This is a genomic window from Candidatus Poriferisodalis sp. (genome assembly GCF_965214215.1).
Lineage (GTDB): Bacteria > Actinomycetota > Acidimicrobiia > Acidimicrobiales > Poriferisodalaceae > Poriferisodalis.
Genome location: NZ_CBDCBD010000003.1, coordinates 1,368,429 through 1,390,490 on the forward strand (window position 1 = coordinate 1,368,429; position 22,062 = coordinate 1,390,490).

Annotated in this window: 22 protein-coding genes; 7 read left to right on the forward strand and 15 right to left on the reverse strand. The window is 64.5% G+C overall.

Going from position 1 to position 22,062, the window contains the following annotated elements:
* The first annotated feature begins 148 nt into the window (after positions 1–148).
* Together ACOOF5_RS08650 and ACOOF5_RS08655 are read left to right on the forward strand one after the other, a co-directional pair.
* Complete coding sequence (locus ACOOF5_RS08650; protein ID WP_420438183.1) at positions 149–922, forward strand: SRPBCC family protein; 774 nt, start codon at positions 149–151, stop codon at positions 920–922.
* A gap of 20 nt (positions 923–942) precedes the next feature.
* A complete protein-coding gene (locus tag ACOOF5_RS08655; protein ID WP_420438185.1) occupies positions 943–1,212 on the forward strand; it encodes a type II toxin-antitoxin system Phd/YefM family antitoxin in 270 nt (89 codons plus the stop codon).
* Positions 1,213–1,401: 189 nt separating this feature from the next.
* Here the strand turns inward: ACOOF5_RS08655 and ACOOF5_RS08660 are convergent, their stop codons facing one another.
* On the reverse strand, positions 1,402–2,271 hold the full coding sequence (locus ACOOF5_RS08660; protein ID WP_420438187.1) for a phytanoyl-CoA dioxygenase family protein: 870 nt from the start codon (positions 2,269–2,271) through the stop codon (positions 1,402–1,404).
* A gap of 151 nt (positions 2,272–2,422) precedes the next feature.
* On the opposite strand from ACOOF5_RS08660, the gene nagA reads away from it, so the two are divergent.
* Together nagA and ACOOF5_RS08670 are read left to right on the forward strand one after the other, a co-directional pair.
* Positions 2,423–3,643 (forward strand): N-acetylglucosamine-6-phosphate deacetylase, encoded by a 1,221-nt coding sequence (gene nagA, locus ACOOF5_RS08665; protein WP_420438189.1) that lies wholly within the window; start codon positions 2,423–2,425, stop codon positions 3,641–3,643.
* The gene (locus ACOOF5_RS08670; RefSeq protein ID WP_420438191.1) at positions 3,640–4,785 is read left to right on the forward strand and encodes an aminotransferase class V-fold PLP-dependent enzyme; all 1,146 of its coding nucleotides are present in this window, start codon (positions 3,640–3,642) and stop codon (positions 4,783–4,785) included. The genes nagA and ACOOF5_RS08670 overlap by 4 nt, the downstream gene beginning before the upstream one ends.
* 7 nt (positions 4,786–4,792) lie before the next feature.
* Here ACOOF5_RS08670 and ACOOF5_RS08675 read toward each other — a convergent pair whose 3' ends face one another.
* Positions 4,793–5,530 (reverse strand): acetoacetate decarboxylase family protein, encoded by a 738-nt coding sequence (locus tag ACOOF5_RS08675; protein WP_420438193.1) that lies wholly within the window; start codon positions 5,528–5,530, stop codon positions 4,793–4,795.
* A 70-nt stretch (positions 5,531–5,600) separates the two neighbouring features.
* On the opposite strand from ACOOF5_RS08675, the gene ACOOF5_RS08680 reads away from it, so the two are divergent.
* On the forward strand, positions 5,601–5,756 hold the full coding sequence (locus tag ACOOF5_RS08680; RefSeq protein WP_420438195.1) for a hypothetical protein: 156 nt from the start codon (positions 5,601–5,603) through the stop codon (positions 5,754–5,756).
* Complete coding sequence (locus ACOOF5_RS08685; RefSeq protein WP_420438197.1) at positions 5,753–6,670, forward strand: succinylglutamate desuccinylase/aspartoacylase family protein; 918 nt, start codon at positions 5,753–5,755, stop codon at positions 6,668–6,670. The genes ACOOF5_RS08680 and ACOOF5_RS08685 overlap by 4 nt, the downstream gene beginning before the upstream one ends.
* Before the next feature lie 62 nt (positions 6,671–6,732).
* Here ACOOF5_RS08685 and ACOOF5_RS08690 read toward each other — a convergent pair whose 3' ends face one another.
* The 10 genes from ACOOF5_RS08690 to ACOOF5_RS08735 all read right to left on the reverse strand — a co-directional run bounded on the left by ACOOF5_RS08690 (position 6,733) and on the right by ACOOF5_RS08735 (position 17,813).
* Positions 6,733–7,503, reverse strand: coding sequence for an SDR family NAD(P)-dependent oxidoreductase (locus tag ACOOF5_RS08690; protein ID WP_420438199.1), 771 nt, complete (start codon positions 7,501–7,503; stop codon positions 6,733–6,735).
* Positions 7,504–7,542: 39 nt separating this feature from the next.
* The gene (locus ACOOF5_RS08695; RefSeq protein ID WP_420438201.1) at positions 7,543–8,331 is read right to left on the reverse strand and encodes an ABC transporter ATP-binding protein; all 789 of its coding nucleotides are present in this window, start codon (positions 8,329–8,331) and stop codon (positions 7,543–7,545) included.
* Positions 8,328–9,332, reverse strand: coding sequence for an ABC transporter ATP-binding protein (locus tag ACOOF5_RS08700; protein WP_420438203.1), 1,005 nt, complete (start codon positions 9,330–9,332; stop codon positions 8,328–8,330). Before ACOOF5_RS08700 ends, ACOOF5_RS08695 begins: the two co-directional genes overlap by 4 nt.
* A complete protein-coding gene (locus ACOOF5_RS08705; protein ID WP_420438205.1) occupies positions 9,332–10,246 on the reverse strand; it encodes an ABC transporter permease in 915 nt (304 codons plus the stop codon). The genes ACOOF5_RS08700 and ACOOF5_RS08705 overlap by 1 nt, the downstream gene beginning before the upstream one ends.
* Positions 10,243–11,208 carry an ABC transporter permease gene (locus tag ACOOF5_RS08710; RefSeq protein WP_420438207.1) on the reverse strand — a complete coding sequence of 322 codons (966 nt, stop codon included), beginning with the start codon at positions 11,206–11,208 and terminating at the stop codon, positions 10,243–10,245. Before ACOOF5_RS08710 ends, ACOOF5_RS08705 begins: the two co-directional genes overlap by 4 nt.
* Positions 11,209–11,244: 36 nt before the next feature.
* A complete protein-coding gene (locus ACOOF5_RS08715; protein WP_420438209.1) occupies positions 11,245–12,807 on the reverse strand; it encodes an ABC transporter substrate-binding protein in 1,563 nt (520 codons plus the stop codon).
* A gap of 323 nt (positions 12,808–13,130) precedes the next feature.
* Positions 13,131–13,952, reverse strand: a complete 822-nt coding sequence (locus ACOOF5_RS08720) for a phytanoyl-CoA dioxygenase family protein (protein WP_420438211.1) — start codon at positions 13,950–13,952, stop codon at positions 13,131–13,133.
* 35 nt (positions 13,953–13,987) lie between these two features.
* Entirely contained in the window at positions 13,988–15,280 is a 1,293-nt protein-coding gene (locus tag ACOOF5_RS08725; protein ID WP_420438213.1) for an aspartate aminotransferase family protein, read from the reverse strand.
* A 178-nt stretch (positions 15,281–15,458) separates the two neighbouring features.
* Positions 15,459–16,934, reverse strand: a complete 1,476-nt coding sequence (locus tag ACOOF5_RS08730; protein WP_420438215.1) for a M81 family metallopeptidase — start codon at positions 16,932–16,934, stop codon at positions 15,459–15,461.
* Positions 16,935–16,958: 24 nt separating this feature from the next.
* Positions 16,959–17,813, reverse strand: coding sequence for an SMP-30/gluconolactonase/LRE family protein (locus ACOOF5_RS08735; protein ID WP_420438217.1), 855 nt, complete (start codon positions 17,811–17,813; stop codon positions 16,959–16,961).
* Positions 17,814–18,028: 215 nt separating this feature from the next.
* On the opposite strand from ACOOF5_RS08735, the gene ACOOF5_RS08740 reads away from it, so the two are divergent.
* On the forward strand, positions 18,029–19,525 hold the full coding sequence (locus ACOOF5_RS08740; RefSeq protein ID WP_420438219.1) for a M81 family metallopeptidase: 1,497 nt from the start codon (positions 18,029–18,031) through the stop codon (positions 19,523–19,525).
* A gap of 13 nt (positions 19,526–19,538) precedes the next feature.
* On the opposite strand, the gene ACOOF5_RS08745 is transcribed toward ACOOF5_RS08740, so the two are convergent.
* The 3 genes from ACOOF5_RS08745 to ACOOF5_RS08755 all read right to left on the reverse strand — a co-directional run bounded on the left by ACOOF5_RS08745 (position 19,539) and on the right by ACOOF5_RS08755 (position 22,032).
* Complete coding sequence (locus tag ACOOF5_RS08745) at positions 19,539–20,708, reverse strand: alanine racemase (protein ID WP_420438221.1); 1,170 nt, start codon at positions 20,706–20,708, stop codon at positions 19,539–19,541.
* Between the two features lie 120 nt (positions 20,709–20,828).
* A complete protein-coding gene (locus tag ACOOF5_RS08750) occupies positions 20,829–21,632 on the reverse strand; it encodes an IclR family transcriptional regulator (RefSeq protein ID WP_420438223.1) in 804 nt (267 codons plus the stop codon).
* Between the two features lie 7 nt (positions 21,633–21,639).
* A complete protein-coding gene (locus tag ACOOF5_RS08755; protein ID WP_420438225.1) occupies positions 21,640–22,032 on the reverse strand; it encodes a nuclear transport factor 2 family protein in 393 nt (130 codons plus the stop codon).
* Between the last annotated feature and the right edge of the window lie 30 nt (positions 22,033–22,062).

The window sequence follows — 22,062 nt, forward strand, 5'->3', positions numbered from 1 at the left end:
AGCCTGACGAATGGATCGATTGTGGCTGGAAGTACCGGCGAAGCGTCGTGTCGGCACTAACGCAGGCACAGCGGTGCGTTCACCTCGCAGTCTTCGTGCGGACGTTTGTACGCACGCACCGACCGTCATTGACTGGCAGGCTGTGGGGATGGCAAACACGGGACGGGTGATTGACCTTTCGGTCGAGGTGATCGGCGACGTTGACACGGTGTGGAGAGCGGTGGCGACTGGGCCGGGGATCTCGGCGTGGTACGTGCCCCACACCGTTGAGGAGCGCGCTGGGGGCGCGGGCACCGCATCGTTCGGCCCGGAGCCCGAGATGCAGATCGATGGTCGGGTCGCGGTCTGGGAGCCGCCGCACCGGGTGGTGTTCGACGGAGGCGAGGGCGTCGAGGGCCTGTCATTCGAGTGGACCGTCGAGCCGCACGATGACAACACCTGCACCGTGCGGCTGAACAACGCCGGCTTCGGCGACGACGACCCTCAGTACGACGCCATGATCGACGGCTGGAAGCTGTTCATGTCCAACCTGCAGCTCCACCTCGAGCATTTCGCCGGCCAGACCGCCACCTCGGCGCTCCCGATGGTGATGTGGCCCGTCACACCCGAGCAGGGCTGGGAGATCCTGGCCGGCGGTCTCGGCATCAGCCAGATGCCCAGCATCGGCGATCGGTTCGACGTGGCCGCCGACTACGACACGAAGCTGGGCGGCACGGTCGTCGACACCGGCCCGCGCCGCATCAGCCTGCTGCTGGACACCCCCGCACTTGGTACCGGGTTCCTGACCTCCGAGGACGGGGGAGGGTTCACGATGGTCTCGGTGTGGCTCTACCTCTACGGCCCCGAAGGCGCAGCCGCGGCCGAGCGCGGCGACACAAGCTGGCGCGCCTGGCTCGACAGTCGCGCCCCGCAAGCGAGTTGAATCGGTAGACGATCAATTCCATGTCGTCCGTGTCATTTCAGGCTGCTCGAAATCGTTTCGCCGATCTTGTCGAGCGGGTCCATAGCGACCATGAGCGGTTCGTCATCACCCGGAACGACGAGCCCGCGGCCATCCTCATCAACCCGGAAGATCTTGAATCGCTCGAAGAGACGTTGGCGATCCTGAGCGACCCCGAGGAGATGCAGGCGATTGCCGAGGGCGAGCAGGCGGTCGAGCGGGGTGATGTAGTGCGCGGTGTAGAGGCAGTACGGGCGCTTCGGCATACGTGACAATCGAGGCCCAATAGTCCTCGGACATCGGATAACCGGACCCAACGACGCCTGCGGCCTCGGAGCAGGATGTGTCCGCCATGAACGAATCCCCTCGACCCGCCGTATATCTCAGGCACATTTCGACGCCCGTCGAGTCCCGCGACGCAGCCCAACTCCGAAACGAGGCAGCGCCAGGTGCAGTCGACCTCAGTCGAAGAATCGATTCGCCATTGTCCGCTGGATCTCGTAGATCGAGCCTTCTTGGGGTGCGGGCGGCAACGGCATCCTGACCGGCACCTCGGTCACCCGCGGTTCGATCGTGGGTTCGCCCGCAACGATCATCCGGTCGAAGCTGGCGAGGTCGCCGATCGGGTGCACCAGCGGAAACGCGTCATTCGCGGCGAACTGGAACAGCAGCAGATTCCGCTGGCGCACCGACCGATTCGGGGCTGAGCCGTGCACGGTGCGCACATGGTGAAACGTCATCGAACCCGCAGTGCCGACCAATGGGACAGCGGCGGAGAAATCGATCGGGTTCTTGACCGGGTCGATGGCGCCGCTGAAGTAGCCGTTCGCATGGTGATCGTGGATCTCGCCTCTATGGCTTCCGGGCAGCACGCACAGCGGCCCGTTGGTCTCGTCGACATCGTCGAGCATGACCCCGACGGTGAGCAGATCGTCGTTGGTGTGCGGGTGAAACGCCCAGTCCTGATGCCACTCGACCGCTGAGCCGTCGTGGGCGGCCTTCATGTTGAGCTTGCTGACCTGGAAGCGAACCCCCGACCCGAGCAATTGGGCGAGCACATCGAGCATTCCACGGTGGCCAAGGAGCGCCGCCACGCTCGGCATGACGGCGTCGGGGCTCTTGATCCGCCTGATCTTCGGCACCGCGGGGGTGTGATTGTCCTCGAGGTCGAATATGTCGTCGTTCTCGGTGACCTCGCACGCCCGCTCGACCAGCTGGTCGAGTTCACCGCGGATCACCTTGAGCTCGGCCTCGGACAGGACATCAGGTACGACGAGGTAGCCCCGTTCCTCGTAGAACGCCACGTCCGCGCGAGTGACGACGGCAGTCATCTCCAAACCTTAGAGCCACCCCCGCGCGGCATGTCGTTTAGCGTGAGAGCCCACGCGGAGCACCGCGAATTCTGGGGGATGCGTGATGGGTGAGCCCAAGGTGTCGCAGCCGCTCGGCGAACTTCGGGGTTCGCCCCGGAACGGTCGCTAGATGTCGGCAGACGCTGCTCGCCCGCTGGCAATCACAGGTCGGGTTCTGATCGATCGAGCCATCGTCGACGATGGAGTCGTCCTCGTGCTCGGCCAACAGATCGTGGCGGCAGGCCAGCGGGACGGGCTCGATATTCCGCCCGACGCTCGCCGTCTCGACATGCCCGACCGGATCATCTCGCCGGGCTTCATCGATCTGCACATTCACGGGTCGGGCGGCTGTTACGCCGAGGATGACCCGATCGGCATGGCCCGACATGTCGCGAGCGGCGGATGCACGTACTTGTTGCCGACGTTGATGACGAACGAACTGCTCGCCATGGTCGAATCGGCCGCCAAGATCCAAGCATCGTCGGGACCTGTCGACGGGGGCGCCACCATCGGAGGCGTCCACCTCGAAGGGCCCTTCCTCAACCCGCGGTACGGCGCCCAGCGTCCCGACTTCGTGCTTGACGCACGCCCTGAGGCGGTCGAGATGCTGATCCAAGCGTCGGGCGAAGCGCTGGCAATGGTCACAATCGCTCCCGAGCAGCCCGGCGCGATCGAGGGGATCAGACAATTCGCCGCCGCAGGCGCCCTGGTGTCGCTCGGCCATTCCGACGCCACACCGGCCGACTACTCGGCGGCCCGCAGCGCAGGCGCCACACACGTCACCCATCTCTTCAACGCCATGGAACCCCGGCAACCGACCGAAGCGCAGGGCTACGACGGAACCAGACGAGTCGGCTTGGAGGAACTCGCACTCATCGACGACGACCTCACCGCTGACATCGTGTGCGATTCGGCGTGCGCCCACGTGAACGAAGCGTTGGTGAAGCTCGCATTGCGCTGCAAGGGCGAAGCGAAGCTGTCGCTGATCACCGACGCGATGTTCGCGGCCGGCCTCGAGCCCGGTGACCACCAGATGAGTGATGGCCAGGAACTGGTGACGACCGCCGATGAGGATGTCGCACGGCTCGCGGGCGGCTGGCTCTGCGGGAGCGTGATGTCGATGTCGAGCGCTGTGCGGAATGTTGCGGCGGTCGCCTCAGTCCCCGTTGAGACCGCGCTGGTGATGGCGACCGAGGCGCCCGCGAGAGCGGTAGGGATTTTCGCCAGCAAGGGCAGCCTGGCTCCGGGCAAGGACGCCGACATCACGGTGCTCGACAGCCACGGCAACGTCGAGCACACCCTGGTCGGCGGGCGGCTGGTGTATTCGACCGAGCCCGAGGCGCTGCGATGACCGACGAGCAGACGGTCTCAGACCTGCGGGAGCTGTTCCCGGTCGTCGATCATTGGACGTATCTCTACAACGGCAGCATCCACCCCCTCGCCAGACCCGTGTCCGAGGCCATGAACAACGCAGTCGACGAATGCGCACGCGGGGGAGAAGATGCCTTCCACGCCGGGTACGAACGGTTCGGCTTGCTGAAGGAGCGGCTGGCAAGCCTGCTACATGCCGAACCGGGCAACATCGTGATCACCGAATCCACGACTGCCGGTCTCAATCTCGCCGCGCAGCTTCTCGCGCCGACGCCGGAGGAGAACGTGGTGCTCACCGATCTGGCGTTCATGTCAAGCACGTACCAGTGGCTCGCGAGCACGTCCGCGATACCCGATGTCCGCTTCGTCGAGCAACGAGCCGGACGCGTCGCACTCGAAGACATCGAAGCGGCGATCGACACCGAGACGGCATGTGTTTCCGTCTGTGCTGTCACCGTGGGAAGCGGTTACCGCTACGACCTCGCACCGCTGGCCGACATGGCCCAGGCGGCCGGAGTTCCGCTGATCGTCGACGCCGCACAGGCGCTGGGGGTGATCGACGTCGATGTCGGTGCGACACCCGTGGATTTTCTGGCCGGCACGACGAGCAAGTGGCTGATAGGACCCACGGGCGTCGGCTACCTCTATGTGGCCGATCAGCATCTCGATGCGACACCGCCCACCGTGGGCTGGATGTCAGCCGCGAACGTCGACCAGTGGGACGTACGCAACTGCGAACTTCACAACGATGCGGGCCGATTCCAAGGCGGGATACCCAAACTCGTCGGCATCGCCGGAGCACTCGCCGGCGTCGACCTGCTCAATGAGATCGGCCGCCCGTTCATCGAACGGCGAGTCAGGGATCTGACCCAATACCTGCTGGACGGGCTGGGCCGACTGGGCCTCGAGATCTGGACGCCGCTGCCGGCTGACGAGCGGGCGGGCATCGTGTTCTTCAGGATTCCCGATGCAGCGGCAGTTCACCAAGAGCTGAAGGCCGAGCGCATCTACTGCGGCAGCTTTCTCGACGGCATCCGCTGCGACCCGACCTTCTACAACACCCAAGAAGAGCTCGACCACTTCCTCGCTGTCATCGAGCGATGCGCCCGGCGAACCCGCTGAGCGCAGATCACTCCGCCAGGAAATCCTTGACGATCTCGCCCCAGTTCTCGGTCATGTCCAGCTCGACGTAGAACGCCCCGAAGTACTTGAGCGGCGTGAAGTCCGACAGGTCGTAGATCGGCGACGGGTTGAACTGCACGACGCCGTCGCCCGCCCGGCACACATGGATCACCTGGTCGGTCGGGGTGTTGGTGACGTCGATCAACTGCAGCACGTCCACGCCGTTGCCGTCGGCGCGGGGGATTGCCTTGATCCGCCACGCAGGATTGCCCGATGGCATCTCATCGGCGTCAGCGGGGCGATGCATCGTCGAACGCACGCCCATCAGCATCGTCCCGCCGACCAAGGTGTTCGTGTACATGACACGCTCGTCGAATCCGATCTCGAAGTCTGCGTGCACCTTCGGCGTGCCGTAGATCTCGCGGCCTGCGGGGATGCTGGACTTGGAGTTCAGAAACACGACAGGCGCGAACCAGCCTTCGGTGCCTTCATAGACGCACTTGACGGACAGGACGCTCTCGTCGAACGCCCCGTAGCTGGAACACCACGGGACGCTCAGGCCGATGGCCGCGCACATGCCGTCGGGGCTGGGTTCGAAACACTCCGGCAGCACTCGGTCGATCGCTTCGAGGCTCGCCCGGAAATAGACGTACTGGAACTTGGCGTTGCGATAGCGCGCCGGTGGTGGGGGGAAGTACGGCGAGAACGCCGGCATCGACGTGATCTGGTCGAGAGGAATGGCCATCGGATCGGCGGTTCGGAGCGCTCAGCGCCTCCGCAACCGTAACTCACATCTGCGTCTAGGTTGCCTGCTGATGGAGGTGCACGGTCAACCGCTTGATCGCACTGGACTGCTGGCTCACGTCGGACAGCTGTCGCAGGTCGCCGGTGCCCGGCTGGTGACGCTCCCCGACGGCGCCGTCGCTGTCGCCGTCGGTGGTGTGCTTGCAGGGACTGAGGCGCCGTCGTGATCGGCTACTCCCAACGTCGGGTCGCGGCGGGGGAAGCTGGCGGCTTCGATGTCTGGACCGCCGCGGCCACCGAGGTCGGCCCGCGTGTCGTGGTGCTCGGCGGAGTTCACGGCGATGAGACTCAGGGCGTCTTGGCGGCGGGATGCTTGGCAACCGATGAGACCCGATTGACCCGCGGCAGCGTCGCGATCGTGCCGGTCTGTCACGAGGCAGCGTTCGCCGCTGACAGCCGCACGAGTGCCATCGACGACGGCAACCTGGCGCGGGTCTTCCCGGGAGATCCCCACGGCACCCCGACCGCGCAGCTCGCACATCACCTGTACACCGAGGTTCTGCGCGGTGCCGACCTGCTGATCGACCTGCACACTTCTGGGCAGGGCTACGACATGCCGTTCCTCGCCGGCTACATCGCCGAAACCGCCACGGCCGAGTCCCTGTCCCAGAAGGCTGCCGCCGCATTCGGCGCGGAATTCCTGTGGCGTCATCCGGTTCGCACCGAAGGCCGCACGGTCAGCGTGGTCGATCAGGCCATCTACGTCGAGTGCTCCGGCGGCGGACTGGTGAGCAACGCTTCGGTCGATGCCTACGTCGGGGGTGTCCTGCGTGTCCTCACTGCGATGGACATGGTTGCCGACCCGGCGCTTGATCCACCCCGCTCATCGATTCGCATCACCGGTGGCGGCGACTTGGACCGCGACATGATCTCGGTTCGCAACGAAGGCCAGTTCCTGACAGATCTGCGGGGTGGAGCCCAGGTCGAAGCCGGCCAGCTGCTGGGAACGGTGGTCACCACAGACGGACAGACTCTCGAAGAAGTACATGCCCCGAAGGACGCCTGGGTGATGGCGGTCAAGCGGCGTCCGCCGGTGGTGGCCGGTGATCTCGTCGTCTGTCTCGCCACTGCTGATGAGTAGGCCACAGAGGGCGACTTGCTGAGGGGCTCAATCCCGGCGCGACTCAGTTCCTGTATGACAGCTCAGTGGTGGACCCAACCGCCATCGACAGCGATGACTTGGCCGGTCACGAAGGCGCTGTCATCGCACGCGAGATAGACGAAGGTGGCGGCGAGGTCTTTTGCGTAGCCGCGCTGGGGAAGCGACTGGAGTCCTGCCAACCGCTCGGCGATTTCTTCCTCGGTCTCGGTCTCGGTTTCGACTTCGTACTCGGTACGGATCGCACCCGGCATCACGCTGTTCACCCTGATCTGGTCAGGACCGACTTCGCGTGCCAATGCCCGAGTGAAACCGATGACGCCGCCCTTCGACGCCACATAGTCAAGAGCGCCCGCCATGCCCAGATCGACCATCACGCTCGTCACCGTGATGATGCTGCCGCGTCCGCGTCGAAGCATTCCGGGGTGCACCGCCTTGGCGCACACAAAGGCACCCCGGAGATTGACCGCCAACGTCTGATCCCATTGCTCGACGCTGATCTCGTTCCAGGGCGAGCGTCTCGCGTACGCGGCATTGGTGACCAGCACGTCGATGTCGCCGAACGCGCTCCGGGCCTCGGCGACCATCGCCTCGACGTCAGCAGGAACGGTGACGTCGGCCGCCACAGTGATAGCGGCGCCGCCTGCGTCGGTGATCCTCGACACGACTTCGGAGGCCAAGGCCTCCATTCGCTCATCGGGAATCGTGTTGATGATCACGCTGGCGCCCTCGGCGGCAAAGGCCTCCGCCGCCGCAGCGCCGATGCCACGCGAGGCTCCGGTCACCAGCGCGACACGATCGTCAAGTCTTCCCACGGCTGCCCCTCCGGGTCGTTCTCCAGCGATTGCGCAGTGTCAGGTCCTGATCAAGCTCGTGGCTCGGGACGCCTCCACCAGCGTGCGGGTGTAGTCGGTCTTGGGGTCGCTCATCACCTCAGCGGTTGAGCCGGCTTCGACGACCTGTCCGTCCTTCAGCACGATGACCTGCTCGCACACACGAGCCACCACAGCCAGATCATGAGAAACGAGCACCAGCGTCAACCCGTGGCGTTGCTTCAGCCCCATCAGCAGGTTCAGCACCTGCGCCTGGACAGACACGTCGAGAGCACTGGTGGGTTCGTCCGCATACAGCACATCGGGTTGCACCGAGAGCGCACGGGCCACGGCGATCCGCTGCAGTTGGCCGCCTGAGAGCTGGTGCGGGTAGCGGGAGAGGATCTCATTGCTCAGGCCCACGTCGGTGAGCCAGGCCCCGAGTTCGTCGGACCCGGGCTTGCGCTGCTCCAGAGCCTTGGTCGGCTCGGACAACGATGTCCGCACTCGCAGTCTCGGATCCAGCGAGCTAGCAGGGCTCTGGAACACGATCTGGTTGCGGCGGTGAAACTCGCGACGATCCTGGGACAGCCAGTCCTTCACGGATTGACCGTCGAAGGTGATCTGACCCTGCGAAGGAACGAGCAGGCCGCACAGCAGCCGAACCAGGGTTGACTTGCCCGAACCGGACTCGCCGACGATGCCGACGGTGGAGCCCGCAGCCATGGTGAAGGCGATGTCTCGCAGCGTCCATTCGTCACTGGCGTCACGTCGCGGCGTACGGGCGTGATAGTCGAAGAAGAGATCGTCGATCTCAATGAGTGCAGTCATCGACGGCCGTCCGCGAGTTCAGCGCTGTGTGCGAGGGCGGGTGCCGCTTCGTCGACCGGGTTCCAGCACTTGAACGTGTGCCCGCCCGCCATTTCAGAGATCGGCGGCGCCTGCGCACACTGCTCGATCTCGTGAGGACAGCGGCCGCGAAAGCGACAGCCCGGCAAGAACCCTCCGGAGGGCGGAACCGAGCCCCTTATCGTGACGAGAGGCTCGCCGAGGGAAGCACTGATGTCCTCAGGGTGGCCGGGATTGACGCTGATCAGCGCTTCGGTGTAGCGATGTCTGGGCAGTTCGACGATGTCGGAGGTGGGCCCTGTCTCGACCAGGTTGCCGCCGTAGAGCACCGCGATGTAGTCCGAGATGGCCTGGATGACGCCGAGGTCATGGCTGACGAACAGGATCGCCATGCCCCGCTCTTCGCTGAGGCGCGCCAGCAGCTCCAAGATCTCCTTCTGGACCGTCACATCGAGCGCGGTTGTCGGCTCGTCGGCAATCAGCAGCTTGGGGTCGCAGGCGATGGCCATCGAGATGAGCACCCGCTGTTGCTGGCCGCCCGACAGCTGATGGGGGTATCGGCGGGCTAGGGCTGCAGGGTTCGGCAATTGAACCTGCTCGAGCAATTCGAGCGTGCGTGCCTTGACGTCCTTGCGGGGGACCGTGTTGTGGAGTCGAAGTGCCTCAGCGACTTGCTTGCCGACTTTCATCGTCGGGTTCAGCGCCCGCAGCGGATCCTGGAAGATGACGCCGATCTCGGCACCGCGAACATCGGAGAGGTCACGCTCGGACCGGTCGACCATCTCCGTGCCGGCGAACGTGATTGAGCCGGTCACCACGGCCTCACGGGGCTGGAGGCCGATGATGCTCATGGCGGTCATCGTCTTGCCCGAGCCCGACTCGCCGACGAGCCCGAGGCGCCGCCCCGCCGGAATCGACAAACGCTCGATCGAGACGATCTCGTTCGGCCCGATCGTGATGTTCAAGTCGTTGATCTCGAGCATCAGACGTCTGCGCCCTTGGCGGTTTGCTGCGGATCCAGATAGGTCCGCAGGCCGTCGCCGAGAACGTTGAATCCGATCACCGCAACCATGATGGTGATCCCGGGGATGATCATGAGATACGGCGCCTGATCGATGAGCGGCTGAGCTTCTTTCAGCAGGCGTCCCCACGACGGGGTCGGCCGCTGAGCGCCGATGCCGAGATACGACAGAGCCGCCTCGACGAGGATCGCGATCGCGAACATGATCGACGCCTGGACAATGATGAGCGGTCCGATATTGGGCAACACGTGCCGGAACAGAATGAACCGCCGAGAGCGTCCGTACGCCTGAGCGGCTTCTACGAAGTCACGCGCGAGAATCTGGCGCGCTGGTCCGATGACGACGCGGGCGACCGTCGGGATGAGCCAGAACATGATGGCGACGATCGCCGTCGTGTTGCCCGGACCCAAAGACGTCGCCACAACCAGGGCCACCACGATGCCGGGCAGGGCGACCCCGATATCGGTCATGCGGCTGAGGATCCGCTGCTGCATCGGCTTGGCTCCGGCGGCGATCAAACCGATCAAGACCCCAGGGACCAGCGACGCGATCGTCGACACGACGCTGACCAGAAGGGAATTCCGTGCGCCGGCCATGATCTGACTGGTGATGTCGCGCCCCAGCTTGTCGGTGCCCAGAAGGAAGCCGTCCGATCCCGGAGGCAGGAACTGGTTCGGGACGTCGACTTTGTTGATGTCGTAGGGGGTCCAGAACAGCGACACGAGGCCGATCCCGACGATGAACGCCACAATCGCTCCGCCGATGATGAGCTGCGGCGGGAGCCACCGCAACGACCGACGGGTCGAGCCCTCGAACGTCTTCAGCTCGTCGGTGTCGGGCACCGAGGCGGCCTGCGTGGATGCTTCGTCGGTCATGCGTGCGACACCGTCTGACCGCGTCCGCGGATCCGCGGATCCAACAGCCCGTAGGCGATGTCCATCAGGAAGTTCAAGGTCAGGATCATGAGCATCAGCACCAAGGCCAGCGATTGGACCGACAAGGCTTCGCGCCCGCCGACCGCCACGACCAGCATGCGGCCGAGCCCTGGCAGCGTGAACACATTCTCGATGACCACCGCGCCTGCGAGCAGCTGGCCCAACTGCAGGATGGTGACGGTCACGAGCGGAATCGACGCGTTGCGGATCCCGTGACGCCATGCAGCCCGTCTGAGCGTGAGACCCTTGGCCTGGGCCGTCCTGATGAAGTCTTCGTCGAGCACTTCGAGCATGCCTGAGCGCACGTAGCGGACGAGTACGGCGCTGAGCGGGATCGCCAGCGCGAGCACGGGCATCGTTAACGATTTGACGCCCCGCACAAAGTCCTCAGAAAGCGGGACGTACCCGCCGGCGGGCAGCCAACCCAGGTGCACGGCGAACAACGTGGCCATCAACAGGCCCAGCCAGAACGAGGGAACTGCGATTCCGACCTGGGACAGGATGTCCACTGTGGTGCCGCGCCAGTTCTTGGCATGGATTGCCGAGAAAGTGCCGATGACCAGAGCGACGATGACCGAGAGGATCAGTGACGAGAATGCCAGCGTGAATGTCAGCGGTATCCGAACCCAGATCTCATGGGCAATGTCGAATTCCGCCGCATACGACGTGCCCATGTCGCCTTGGAGTACTCCCCCTATCCACTGCAGGTACTGCTCGACGAGCGAAGCGTCCAAGCCCATCTCGGCTCGGAGCTCCTCCAACGCCTCACGGGTTGCGGTCTGCCCAAGGATGACCGTTGCGACGTCACCCTTGAGCAACCGCAACAAGAGGAAGACGATGATCGAGCCCATGAGAGCGGACGCCACCACCGAGGCAACCGCGCGAACCAGAACTCGAACCATTCATCGTCCTATTCCGTGAGTTCGTTATGTCTTCTTCTACTCGATTCTCAGATTGCCGAGGTCGAATTCGCTGCCAGCGGTGAAGTTCTTGACGCCTTTGAGATCAGCGCGCACGGCCACAGCCTGGAGCTTCGCGACGATCGGAATCAGGTAGCCGGCGTCGGCGTGCATCTCGACTGCCTGACGTCGAAGCTCTGTCGTCACGTTCGAGTCGACAGCCGCATCGCCGTCGTCGAGCAGCTGATCGAACGCCGGGTCGCAGTACAGGGTGAAGAAGCCCGGGCACTTCCATGCGTCGATGGTGCTGGGACCGCTCAGCGATGTGAAGACGTAGTCCGCGCTCTCGCCGAGCACCTCGTCGAGGTACGTCGTCAGCTCACGGCCTTCGAGTTCGACCGTGAAGCCTGCCTCGGTCAGCTGTGCAGTAACGACCTCTTGAATCGGCGGGAACTCCGCAATGGTCAGGTACTTGAACGGGATGACCAGACCTGGGACGCCAGCCTCTTCCAGCAGTGCCTGGGACTTTGCCGGGTCGTACTCATAGGGGCAGTAGTCGCTGTTCCACGGCTCGTTCGGCGGATTCACGAAGGTGCAGGTCAGCTCGCCGAGCCCGGCAAACGCAGCATCGACGATCGGCTGACGGTCGACGGCATGGTTCACCGCCTGGACGACCAGCGGGTCCTGGAAGATGTCGGCGGTCGCATTGAGACTGAGATATGAGATCTCGAATCCGGAGACCGTCAGGATGCTGAAGCCGTCTTCGGCGTCGATCTCGTCGACGCGGTCGATGCCTTCTCCGAGGATGCCTGCAACGCCGTCGATGTCACCGGCCAGCAGTGCATTCAGGCTCGCGGTCTCGTCGGTGATGAACCGCCAGGTGACATCTGAGAAGAACGGCTGCTCACCCCAGTAGTCGGCGAAACGGTCCATGGTGACCGAGACGTCAGGCTTCCACTCGACGAAGACGTAGGGGCCGGTGCCGACGGGGCCTTGGGCGATGTCCTCGCCGGTCCCTTCGGGAACGACTGCCGCGCTGATGCGTGCCATGCCCTGCAGGAAGGCCTGGCTGGGCTGGGTCAGCGTCACTACGACGGTGTGGTCATCGGTTGCCTCGATGGATGCGACAGCATCGAACGGCGTGGTGATGTCGCCCACTCCGGCCCGGTTGTACTCCAGCGAATAGACGACGTCGGCGGCGACGAGATCGCTCCCGTCGTGGAATTTGGCTTCGCGAATCGTGAACGTGTACACCGTCCCGTCATCGTTGATGTCCCACGACTCAGCGAGCATCGGGGCAACGCTGCCGTCGGCCTGCTTCTCGACAAGCGTCTCGACGACGTTGTACAGCAGCGGCGTCTTGATGGCGGTCGCTCCGTTGACGACGTAGTCCCAGTTGGCCGGCTCCTGAGCGACAGCGAGGATCAGCTCCTGCGGTTCTGGAGCGTCATCTACGGCGCCATCGCCAGCGTCGTCTCCGGCAGCCGCGGTCGTCGCCGGGGCCGCATCGTCGCCGTCGTCGTCCGAACCGCACGCCGCAGCGAACAGGGCGAAGGCCATGAGCAGGCTGACAATCAGCCAACTGCGTTTGTGGGTCTTCATGAGGTGGTCCTTTCTTGGTGCGTATTCACGCCGCTGCGCAATCCGTTCAGGATTGTTCCGGTTGGCTCGATGCAATAGGACTGCGCGCGTGAGCGCTCAAGTCCTGGTCCATGATCGTTCAAGCGGTGTCGGCCCATGTCCGGTACGGCTCTCAACGGCGTAAGTGATGTCGCGAATACGCGACCTCTGAAACTGGAGTTTCACTGTCTAGAACCGTAGCCGAACCGTAGTCCTGACGCCCTAGCCGGTCAAGCGGCCCGGTGCGTGCGAAGAGCGCGTTCTGCATGTTCGCAGCGTGGGACGCGACGCGCCGGATCTGCCCCTCAGGTGATGCGTTTGCCGCGGTCAGCGGACCCCTCATATCCGACGCGTTCTTGCACGGCGATCGCCTGCAGGGCGTCATCGATGTCGTGGGGTGTCAAGACGCGAGTGGGCGGCTCCAAGAGCCGGAAGTGCCCGTAGCGATCCTCGCCGGCGACCAGATGCGCAGATGGCTTCAGGCCGTTTACCTGACGCATCGATGGGGCGACGTAACGGATGGCCAGTCCGATGCGCCGGTCGGCCGAGCAATTGGGATGTGACGCATGGAACAACCGGCCGTGATGCAGCGACATCTCGCCGGGCTGAAGTGTGACGTCGACTGCGTCCGCCTCGTCCACGTCAACCGTCACCATCTGGCCTCGCGACAGCAGATTCGAATCCTCGAAGGTGTCGCGGTGCTCGACGATCTCGGACCGATGGCTGCGGGGAAGGAACCGCATGCAGCCGCTGTGTGATGTCGCAGGGCTCAGCGCAACCCACGCTGTCACCTCGAGCGCGTCGTCGTAGCCCCAATATGTCAAGTCTTGGTGCCAGCTCACGAACGATGACGTTGCCGGTTCCTTGATGAAGAAGTTGGCGCCGATGGTCAGAAGATCGTCGCCCAGGATCGACCTGACCGGCTCGATGATTGACCGCAGGCGAGTGATCTCGCTGATGAACGGCAGCACGATGCTCGGGCAGCCCTTCAGGATCCGGCTGACGAGGGCATCGTCTGCATTCGCCGCCTCGGCCGACTCGAACATGGCTCGATACTCGACCGCGCGCTGTGGTGTCATGGCCTTGAGCGGAAAGACGTATCCGTCGCGTTCGTATGTGGGTCTCATTGGCGAACTGCTCGCAACGGCTTGGGGGACGGCGCCTACAGCTGACGCAGCGCTTGTCGGGCGGCTTCGAGACTCTTGTCGATCAGGGCCTCGTCGTGTGCGGCCGACACGAACCACAAGCCCCGGCTTGTTGGCCGCACCCCGAGATCCTGCAGATGCCCGAGGAAACGGGCAAGTCGGTCATCGTCGGAGTTCGCAGCGAACTCCGCACGTGATGCCATCGGCCCGGGCTTGCCGAATCGGGTCTGGAGCATTGAGCCGCCGATGTGATCGACAACGAGGCCGACGCCGAGTTCCGCGTCCAGTCGGCGCAGACCATCAGCTAGTTGACACGTCAGGCGATCCATCTGAGGGTACGGGTCGTTGTCGATCAGGAATCGGAGGGTGGCCACGCCGGCGGCCACCGACGAGACACCGGCGTTGTAGGTGCCGGAATGGTTGATCTCCCCGCTGCCGACACCGGCGAGGAGCTCGGCGCTGGTGGCGAGAACAGCGAGCGGGAAACCCGATGCGATCGCCTTGGCGTAGATCGAGATGTCGCCGTGAATCCCGTAGAAGCCCTGGGCCCCGCGCAGTCCCAAGCGGAAGCCGGTGATGACCTCGTCGACGATGAACAGTGCTCCGTGGTGCCGGCACAGTGCCTTGACGCCCTCGAGGTATCCGGCCGACGGCGGGATCAATCCGACATTGCACATCACCGGTTCCATCAGGACGCCAGCGATATCGTCGTCTTCAAACGCCCGCTCGAGTTGAGCGAGATCGTTCCACTCGCACATGATCACGTCGGTTGCCGCTGAGGCCGACTGGCCCGCAGTGAGCGGCACCGGCGCCAGTGGGTCTGTCGTGACGGACATGTCGACGAACAACGGATCCAGCCAGCCGTGGTAATGGCCGGCGAACCGGACGATCTTGCGATGGCCGGTCGCGGCCCGAGCGATTCGAACCGCCAAGAGATCCATCTCCGTCCCGCTCATGCCCATCCGAATGCTCTCAATCCAGGGCAACGCGTCGACGAGAGCTTCGGCGAACTCAGCTTCGCGTTGGTGCTGTCCCGCGAAGAGCTGGCCCGACACGAGGGACTCCTTCACGGCGGCAGTCACGGATGGGTGGTTGTGGCCGAGCACCATGGGACCCATGCCAGCCGCGTAGTCGATGTAGGCATTGCCGTCCACGTCCCACAGGAGCGCTCCCTCGCCACGAATGAATGTGAGCGGCACCGGCGCGCCGTGCAGGCGGACATTTGAATTGACGCCCCCGGCGATGACCTTCTTGCGTCGAGCGTGCTCCGTCCGACTGTGGTCGTAGCGGGGAGAGTTCGCGGCTGTCATCTGCCACCTTCGTTGCGATGGGCGATTCAGGTCCTGCTCGTGGTGGTGACGGTCACCTCAAAGGAGACTCGGTGAGGTCGGCGGTGAGGTGAGCGGACCTCAGTATGTCGTAACACACCGTGTCAATCACTGCAACACTGGTTCCACATCTTGAAACCACGCGCCGGTCCGACTGAGATCAGCCCCGCCAAGTCGCCGGCGCATCCATCGGGAAGATCGGCCGCGGAATCTGCTTCCACGGCAGCGATGCGATGTCGGACTGCGTCGGGCCGGGCGTGGCGACGCGAATGATCGCCGATGTGAGCGGGGTCATGTACTGGAAGTTGGACGCAGTTTTCATCACGGCCAACTTGTAGTCGGCTGGCTCCACTTCCACGTGTCGGTAGACGGCCGGATCGATGCCTGCGATGCCTGCGTATTCGCTCACCAGCAGCGTCACCGGTCCGACATCGAAGGCAACCGTGGCACCCATCTGGATCTGGTCCTCGGCATGGCCCTTCAGATCAACGACTCCGTCGGAGACGGCGCGCACGACGCCGGTCACTTCCAGGGGCGTGAAGAAAGGATTGGATCGGCCGCCCAGGTCGACGGTCACGGTGGCACCGACACCGGCCTGTGCCAGTCGAACAGCAGAAGCGGCGTCGATCATCGGCACGAGGGCACGACTCCGGATGCCGAGCCGCAGGATCGCCTCGAGGATCACGGTGCTGTCGCCTCCCGAACCGCCCAGCACCGAATCGCCGGTGTCGCTGAGAATTACCAAACCGCGCTCGGCCCGGTCGGCCTCCATGAGGGCTTGGTCGATGGGGAGGCTCTCGGTGCGCTGGAAGTCCTCCCTCATCGACCACGCCAGTTCGGCCAATTCCTCGGCCAGTGACTCGGCGAGATGCGGATCGTCGTCAGTCACGACGATGATCGCCCAGCCGCCTTCGGCGGCATCGAGCCAGCACTGCATCGGAAACGGCGATGCGGCCAGCACCCGAGGGTCGCTTTCTGCGTCCCGCGCCCGGTCGAACAACGTCTTCATCGGGCCGCGCGAGGTGAGGTACTGCTCCTGATGGGTGAGCATGCGGAGCTTTCGCCAGCTCGTCGCCGGAGAGATCTCCCCGCCAAAGAACCGCACTGCGAGCGAAGTCAAGTCACGAGCGGTCTCGTACTGATCGTGCGGTTGGGTTCGGAATCCCACGATGAGGTCGGAGCGGTCGATGATCTCCTGGGTCACGTTCGCGTGATGATCGAGCATCAACGCCAGCGGCAGCGACGGGCCGACGACGTCCCGAGCGGTGCGAAGCAGGGCACCTTCCACGTCATCGATCCCCTCCGCCGACGCCGCTCCGTGCAGCAGCATGACCAGCCCGTCGAGTTCGCCAGCGCTGCGCAGTCCGTCTCGCACCTTCGCGTCGAAGAACTCGAACGCCTCGAGCGACAGCCGGCCGCCGGATCGGGCGGCACCGCGAATGATGGGAACGGTCTCGACGTCGACGTCAGTGCGACCGATGGCGTCGAGATAGCCCCCGACAGGTCCCGACTCGTGCAGACGCTCGAGCATTTCGACGCCTTCGTAGATCCCGAACGACTCGAAATCGGCGAGCGTCGTCAGCGTCGGGTTGAAACTGCTCGTCTCCTGGGTGATCTGGATAAGCCCGATGCGCATGTGCGGCTGCCTGACTGGTGGCTGTCAATTCGATGCGCCGAACGGCGTATAGCCGCGGCCCGTCACGCCGACATCGACCCCGAACAGGGCACCAGCTTGCGGTTGGGAGCGCAGGTCCGCTTCTGGCAGGCCGCCCCGCGCGCTCGTGATGAACAGCGTGGTTCCCTCAGGACCACCGAACGCGCAGCTCGTGATGAAGCCTCCCGGCACCTCGACGGTGCGGTCCAGGCTTCCGGTCGGGGAGTACCGGTGAACAGCGCCACCATCCCACAGGGCGACCCAGACCCCGCCTTCGGCGTCGACGCTGAGGCCGTCGGGAATGGCGTCGATCTCGACGAGGGTCTCGGTGCGAACCGGGAACCCGTCGTCGTCGAGCTGCAGCTTGTCGACTCGATGCAGGAGCGAATCGACGTAGTAGCAGGTTCGCCCGTCAGGGCTCCAGTCGATGCCGTTCGACAAGGCCACACGATCGCGAACCTGGCGGATCGTTCCGTCGGGCGAGACACAGAACAGACCCGCCAGCATCTCCCCTGAGCGGTCGACAGTGCCGACCCACAGACGCCCCTGCGGGTCGCAACGAGCGTCGTTCGACAGACCGTCGCCATCGGGCGGCAGCGTCGCAAGCACCGCTCCGACGCGGCCGTCGGGGCCGAGCCGAGCCACCGTGAGGCCCGCAACGGCGACCAGATGGCCCTCCACATCGGGAACGACGGCACTGACACGCTGATCGATGGCCACCGCGGTGTGGTGGCCATCGACGCTCAGCTGATGGAGGACCTGACCGTCGATGTCGAGCCACAACAACCGTTGCCGTGCTGCGTCCCACGTGGGTCCTTCCCCGAGATCGCAAGCACACTCCACGACTGTTTCGGGAGTCACGTCGGCACTCTAGGTCACTGCCTTCGCCGGCGACTTCGAGACGTTCGACCCCGAGCCCGCCGAATCACCGACCGGCATTGATGTCGTCATCGTCGGCGGCACCGTCGTGCTGGATCATGGAATCATCAGCACCGATCGTCCCGGGCGAGTCTTTCGAAGAGGCTCGAACCACGCCAACGCCTAGCCGGCTGGCTCGCTTGACAACTAAGGAATCCATGCGCGTTGCGACACTCGGCTTCCACCACGAATCGAACACGTTCGCTCCGGTGCCGGCGAGCCTTGATCAGTTCTTGGCCAGCGGACCCGACGCGGGCGACGGTTTGGTCGCCAAGTACGCCCCTTCGCAGGCCACGCTGGCGGGATTCATCGAAGCAGCATCAGCTGAAGCGGATGTCGAGCTGGTACCGCTTGTGTATTTCGACCTCAACCCCATGGGCACGATCACGGCCGAAGCGTTGGAGCACATCACCGAGCGGCTGCTGATCGAACTCGACAGCAACGGTCCCTGGGACGCGATCCTGCTGGCCCTGCATGGCGCTGCAGCATCTGAGCAGTGTCGTGACGCCGATGGCGAAGTCCTCGAACGGGTACGGCAACTTGTCGGAGCCGAGACTCCCATCGCGGTCACCTACGACATGCACGCCAACATCTCGCGTCGAATGGTCGAGTGCGCCGACGTGGTCACCACATACATGACGAATCCCCACCTCGATGCCCGTATTCGTGCCCGAGAATGCGCCGAGGTGCTCTTCGCTTCCATACGCGGGGAAGTGCGACCGGTCATGGCTCTCGAGAAGCCGCCGGTAGCGGTCAACATCCTGCGGCAGGGCACGAGCGACTCGCCGATGTGCGAGCTCGTCGCGCTGGCCGCGCAGGCTGCCACTCGCACAGGCGTCCTGTCGGTCAGCATCGCCGAGGGCTTCCCGTATGCCGATGTCTCCGAGATGGGGATGGCCGTGGTGGCGGTGACCGATGACGATGCTGATCTGGCTCGCCAAGTCGCCCGAGAACTCGCGCTCGCCGTGTGGGAGGCCCGCGGCGAACTTGAAGGCGACGGAGTCGCGATCGACGATGCCCTGCGGCGCGCCGCCGGGGCCGACGCCCATCCCGTCGTGCTCCTCGACGTTGGAGACAATGTCGGTGGGGGCAGCCCGGGCGATTCGACTCATGTGCTGGCAGCAGCGCAGCGGCTGGCGATCGGCGGGCTGTTCCATTCGCTGTGCGATCCCGATGCGGTCGCCGCCTGCGCACACGCTGGTGTAGGCGCCGGCGTCGTGGTGCGCGCGGGCGGAAAGACCGACGATCAACACGGCGATCCGGTGACCCTCGAGGGAACGGTTCTGATGCTCGATGACGGGAAATTCACCGATGACGGGCCCACCCATGGCGGCTGGCGGTTCTATGACCACGGCCCGAGGGCCCTGGTCCACACGCGAGACGATCACATGGTGCTGCTGACGTCGCATCCTCGCGGCAACACCAGTCGCCAAGAACTGATCAGCGCTGGACTCGATCCGGCGACACAGCCGATCATCGTCGCCAAGGGCGTCCACTCGCCGCGGGCCGCGTATGAGCCGATTGCAGCCGAGATGATCTGGCTGAACACTCCTGGCTGCACAAGCGCCGACATCAGCGCACTCGACTATGCGCATCGGCCTCGGCCGATGTTCCCCTACGAGCGCGATGCCGACTACAGCCCGCTGCGAGCCTGACCCTCAGCGGCGATCAGAACAGCGTCTCGGCGATCTCCACCACGCAGTAGTCGTCGTCGACGATGGGGATCGCACGCCACTTGTCGAACGTGGTGCACGGATGGGAGATGCCGAACCCGACGAGGTCGCCGACGGCGAGCGGATCGTCGGCATCGAGATCGAGGTAGGCATGTTGATCGTTGATGTCGACGGCGCGGTTATGGGGGACTGTCTCGATGCGGGCTGACCCCCGGCGACGGACCTTCTTGAGCACCGGCAACAGGCCGTCGGTGGAGGCGTCGCGTTTGCCGATGCCTACCAAGGCGCGCGTGGGCTCAGGGCGCGACAGCACCACACCCCAGACTTCGATGGCTGGCACGAGCTGCTCGTCTTGGTCGATGCGCGGTGCCGCGCCCATCGGGGAGACCTGGTGCAGCGAACCGTCGTCGTGGGTGATGTAGCAGCCGCTGCGCAGCACGATCCGCAGCGGTGATTTGATGTCGACGAGTGAGAACCTGTCGACGACCTGATCGAAGTATGCACTGCCGCCAGCGGTGACGATCACCTCTGGTGTCGGCTCGAACCACCCGCTGGCATCAATGGCGTGCGTCAGCTCGACGATCTGGTCGAGGAACTCCTCGACTCCCGCTCGTGGAAGCCGGTCGTCCATCGGCCCGAGAATCCCCTCGAATCCTGATGTTCCGGTGAGGGCGAGGTACGGGGATGCATGGGCAGCCGCCGCGACTCGCAGGCCGTCGTCAATGCTGCGTGCCCCGGTACGTCCGCCAGCTATGCCCAGCTCAACCAGTACCGCGAGCCGACGCGCCGGTCGGACGTGGGCCAAGGTCTCGTTGATGATGTCCACGCCTTCGAGGGAATCGACGTAGCAGTAGACATCAAAGCCATCGGCGCCCGACCGTGCCAGCCATTCGATCTCAGCGGGGACGACGACCTGATTCGCGATGAGGACCCGATCGACCCCTGCCTCCCGCATGGTCTTGGCTTGCCATGTCGTCGCAGCGGTAATGGCCCAGGCGCCGTCGTCGAGCTGTCGGCGCAGCAGCGCCGGGGCCATGGTCGTCTTGCCATGGGGAGCCAAGGAGACGCTGTTGCGCTCGCAGAAGGCCATCATCGCCGCGCTGTTGTGCTCGATCGCCGATGCGAACAACAATGCGGCGGGATAGGGCACGTCGGCATCGAACACACACCATCGGGAGTCTGGTGTCGAAGAGAGAGGCAGCCCCTTCGGTCTCGAAGGTGATTGCTGTCCGCTGGGGGATACCTGCCGGGCCGGCAGTGGTGGTTCGGGCTCCATGGCGCCGCCTCAGCCTTCGTTGAGGAAGTCGCTGACCAGATGCTTGCCGACGCCGCAAATTCGTTTGACGACCGACGGCACCATGTCGATGGTGAGCCGTCGCGCCGGTGCGCTCACGCTGATGCCGCAGGGGAACGGCATGCCCCGCAGAGCAACGGCGACGCATCGGCCGTCGGCTTGGTTTTCGCAGTCATCGATCGCGAACCCCTGATCTCGAACAGTCTCCAGCGCGGACAGATAGGCCTCTGGCGTCGTGATCGTGGCGTCGGTAAACGGCGACATTCCGACGGTGTCGAGGATCGCCCGGACACGATCAGGGGGCAACTCCACCGCGATCGCCTTGCCGAGAGCCGTCGAGTGGATGGGGGCGCGATCTCCGACCCGGGCCGCGAGGCGCATCATCTGGCTGCTCTCGAAGACGAGATTGTGGACGATCATCGAACCCTGGAGCGTTCCGAGGTTCGTTGTCTCGCCGGTGTCGTCGCGGAGTCGCTGCAGCGGACCGCCTGCCCGCGCGAGAAATGCCTCGAGCTGGCGCGTGTTGTGAGGCTGAAAGGCGAGCCCGATTCGGTACAGCGCTGATTGGGTGTCACGTTCGACGTAGCCGCGGGCTTCCAGCGCCGACAGGTACCGGAATGCCGAACTCTTCGGCAGCGACGTGACCGACGCGGTCTCAGGGAGCGACACCCCCTCGTGCGAACGCTGCAGGAGGTCGAGGATGTCGCAGACGCGTTCGACAGCTCGAATCGGGTAAGCGTTCGATGAGCCAGCCGACGTCGTGTCGTCCGATGTCGAGGACTTCTTGTTGTTCATCGGTCTCTCAGTCGGGATACACCTGCGTCCGGCGGTGCTTCAGCATCCGATCCTGCACACGCCAGCCGTCCGATGTCTTCACTACCCGATCGTGATACGACGCGGTTCCCACCTTGCCGCCACCCAGCAGCGCCAGGATCCGGAACTTCAGCTCCACGCCATCGTCGGTCTCGTTCACGTAGATGTTCGTCATCGTGTGGGTGCGAGGGTGCTCTGCGTCGTCCGCCATGAATTTGCGGATCGCAGCTAGCCCCTCCAGCCGGCGCGCACCCAAATCGGTCAGGTCGAACACCGCATCGTCGGTGAAGATCGTCCCCAGCCGGTCCCAGTCTCGATCGTCGATGATGTCGCCGTAGCGGCCCGGCAGCTCATGTATTTCCAGACGGTCACCAATATCCATGGTCCGACCCTAGGGCAGCGCTTGCTCGTT

What these genes read in the sequence shown, in the direction of transcription:
- ACOOF5_RS08650 (WP_420438183.1), top strand. Translation starts at nt 149, where the DNA reads ATGGCAAACACGGGACGGGTGATTGACCTTTCGGTCGAGGTGATCGGC.
- ACOOF5_RS08655 (WP_420438185.1), top strand. Translation starts at nt 943, where the DNA reads ATGTCGTCCGTGTCATTTCAGGCTGCTCGAAATCGTTTCGCCGATCTT.
- ACOOF5_RS08660 (WP_420438187.1), bottom strand. Translation starts at nt 2,271, where the DNA reads ATGACTGCCGTCGTCACTCGCGCGGACGTGGCGTTCTACGAGGAACGG.
- nagA (WP_420438189.1), top strand. Translation starts at nt 2,423, where the DNA reads ATGTCGGCAGACGCTGCTCGCCCGCTGGCAATCACAGGTCGGGTTCTG.
- ACOOF5_RS08670 (WP_420438191.1), top strand. Translation starts at nt 3,640, where the DNA reads ATGACCGACGAGCAGACGGTCTCAGACCTGCGGGAGCTGTTCCCGGTC.
- ACOOF5_RS08675 (WP_420438193.1), bottom strand. Translation starts at nt 5,530, where the DNA reads ATGGCCATTCCTCTCGACCAGATCACGTCGATGCCGGCGTTCTCGCCG.
- ACOOF5_RS08680 (WP_420438195.1), top strand. Translation starts at nt 5,601, where the DNA reads ATGGAGGTGCACGGTCAACCGCTTGATCGCACTGGACTGCTGGCTCAC.
- ACOOF5_RS08695 (WP_420438201.1), bottom strand. Translation starts at nt 8,331, where the DNA reads ATGACTGCACTCATTGAGATCGACGATCTCTTCTTCGACTATCACGCC.
- ACOOF5_RS08700 (WP_420438203.1), bottom strand. Translation starts at nt 9,332, where the DNA reads ATGCTCGAGATCAACGACTTGAACATCACGATCGGGCCGAACGAGATC.
- ACOOF5_RS08705 (WP_420438205.1), bottom strand. Translation starts at nt 10,246, where the DNA reads ATGACCGACGAAGCATCCACGCAGGCCGCCTCGGTGCCCGACACCGAC.
- ACOOF5_RS08710 (WP_420438207.1), bottom strand. Translation starts at nt 11,208, where the DNA reads ATGGTTCGAGTTCTGGTTCGCGCGGTTGCCTCGGTGGTGGCGTCCGCT.
- ACOOF5_RS08715 (WP_420438209.1), bottom strand. Translation starts at nt 12,807, where the DNA reads ATGAAGACCCACAAACGCAGTTGGCTGATTGTCAGCCTGCTCATGGCC.
- ACOOF5_RS08720 (WP_420438211.1), bottom strand. Translation starts at nt 13,952, where the DNA reads ATGAGACCCACATACGAACGCGACGGATACGTCTTTCCGCTCAAGGCC.
- ACOOF5_RS08725 (WP_420438213.1), bottom strand. Translation starts at nt 15,280, where the DNA reads ATGACAGCCGCGAACTCTCCCCGCTACGACCACAGTCGGACGGAGCAC.
- ACOOF5_RS08730 (WP_420438215.1), bottom strand. Translation starts at nt 16,934, where the DNA reads ATGCGCATCGGGCTTATCCAGATCACCCAGGAGACGAGCAGTTTCAAC.
- ACOOF5_RS08740 (WP_420438219.1), top strand. Translation starts at nt 18,029, where the DNA reads ATGCGCGTTGCGACACTCGGCTTCCACCACGAATCGAACACGTTCGCT.
- ACOOF5_RS08750 (WP_420438223.1), bottom strand. Translation starts at nt 21,632, where the DNA reads ATGAACAACAAGAAGTCCTCGACATCGGACGACACGACGTCGGCTGGC.
- ACOOF5_RS08755 (WP_420438225.1), bottom strand. Translation starts at nt 22,032, where the DNA reads ATGGATATTGGTGACCGTCTGGAAATACATGAGCTGCCGGGCCGCTAC.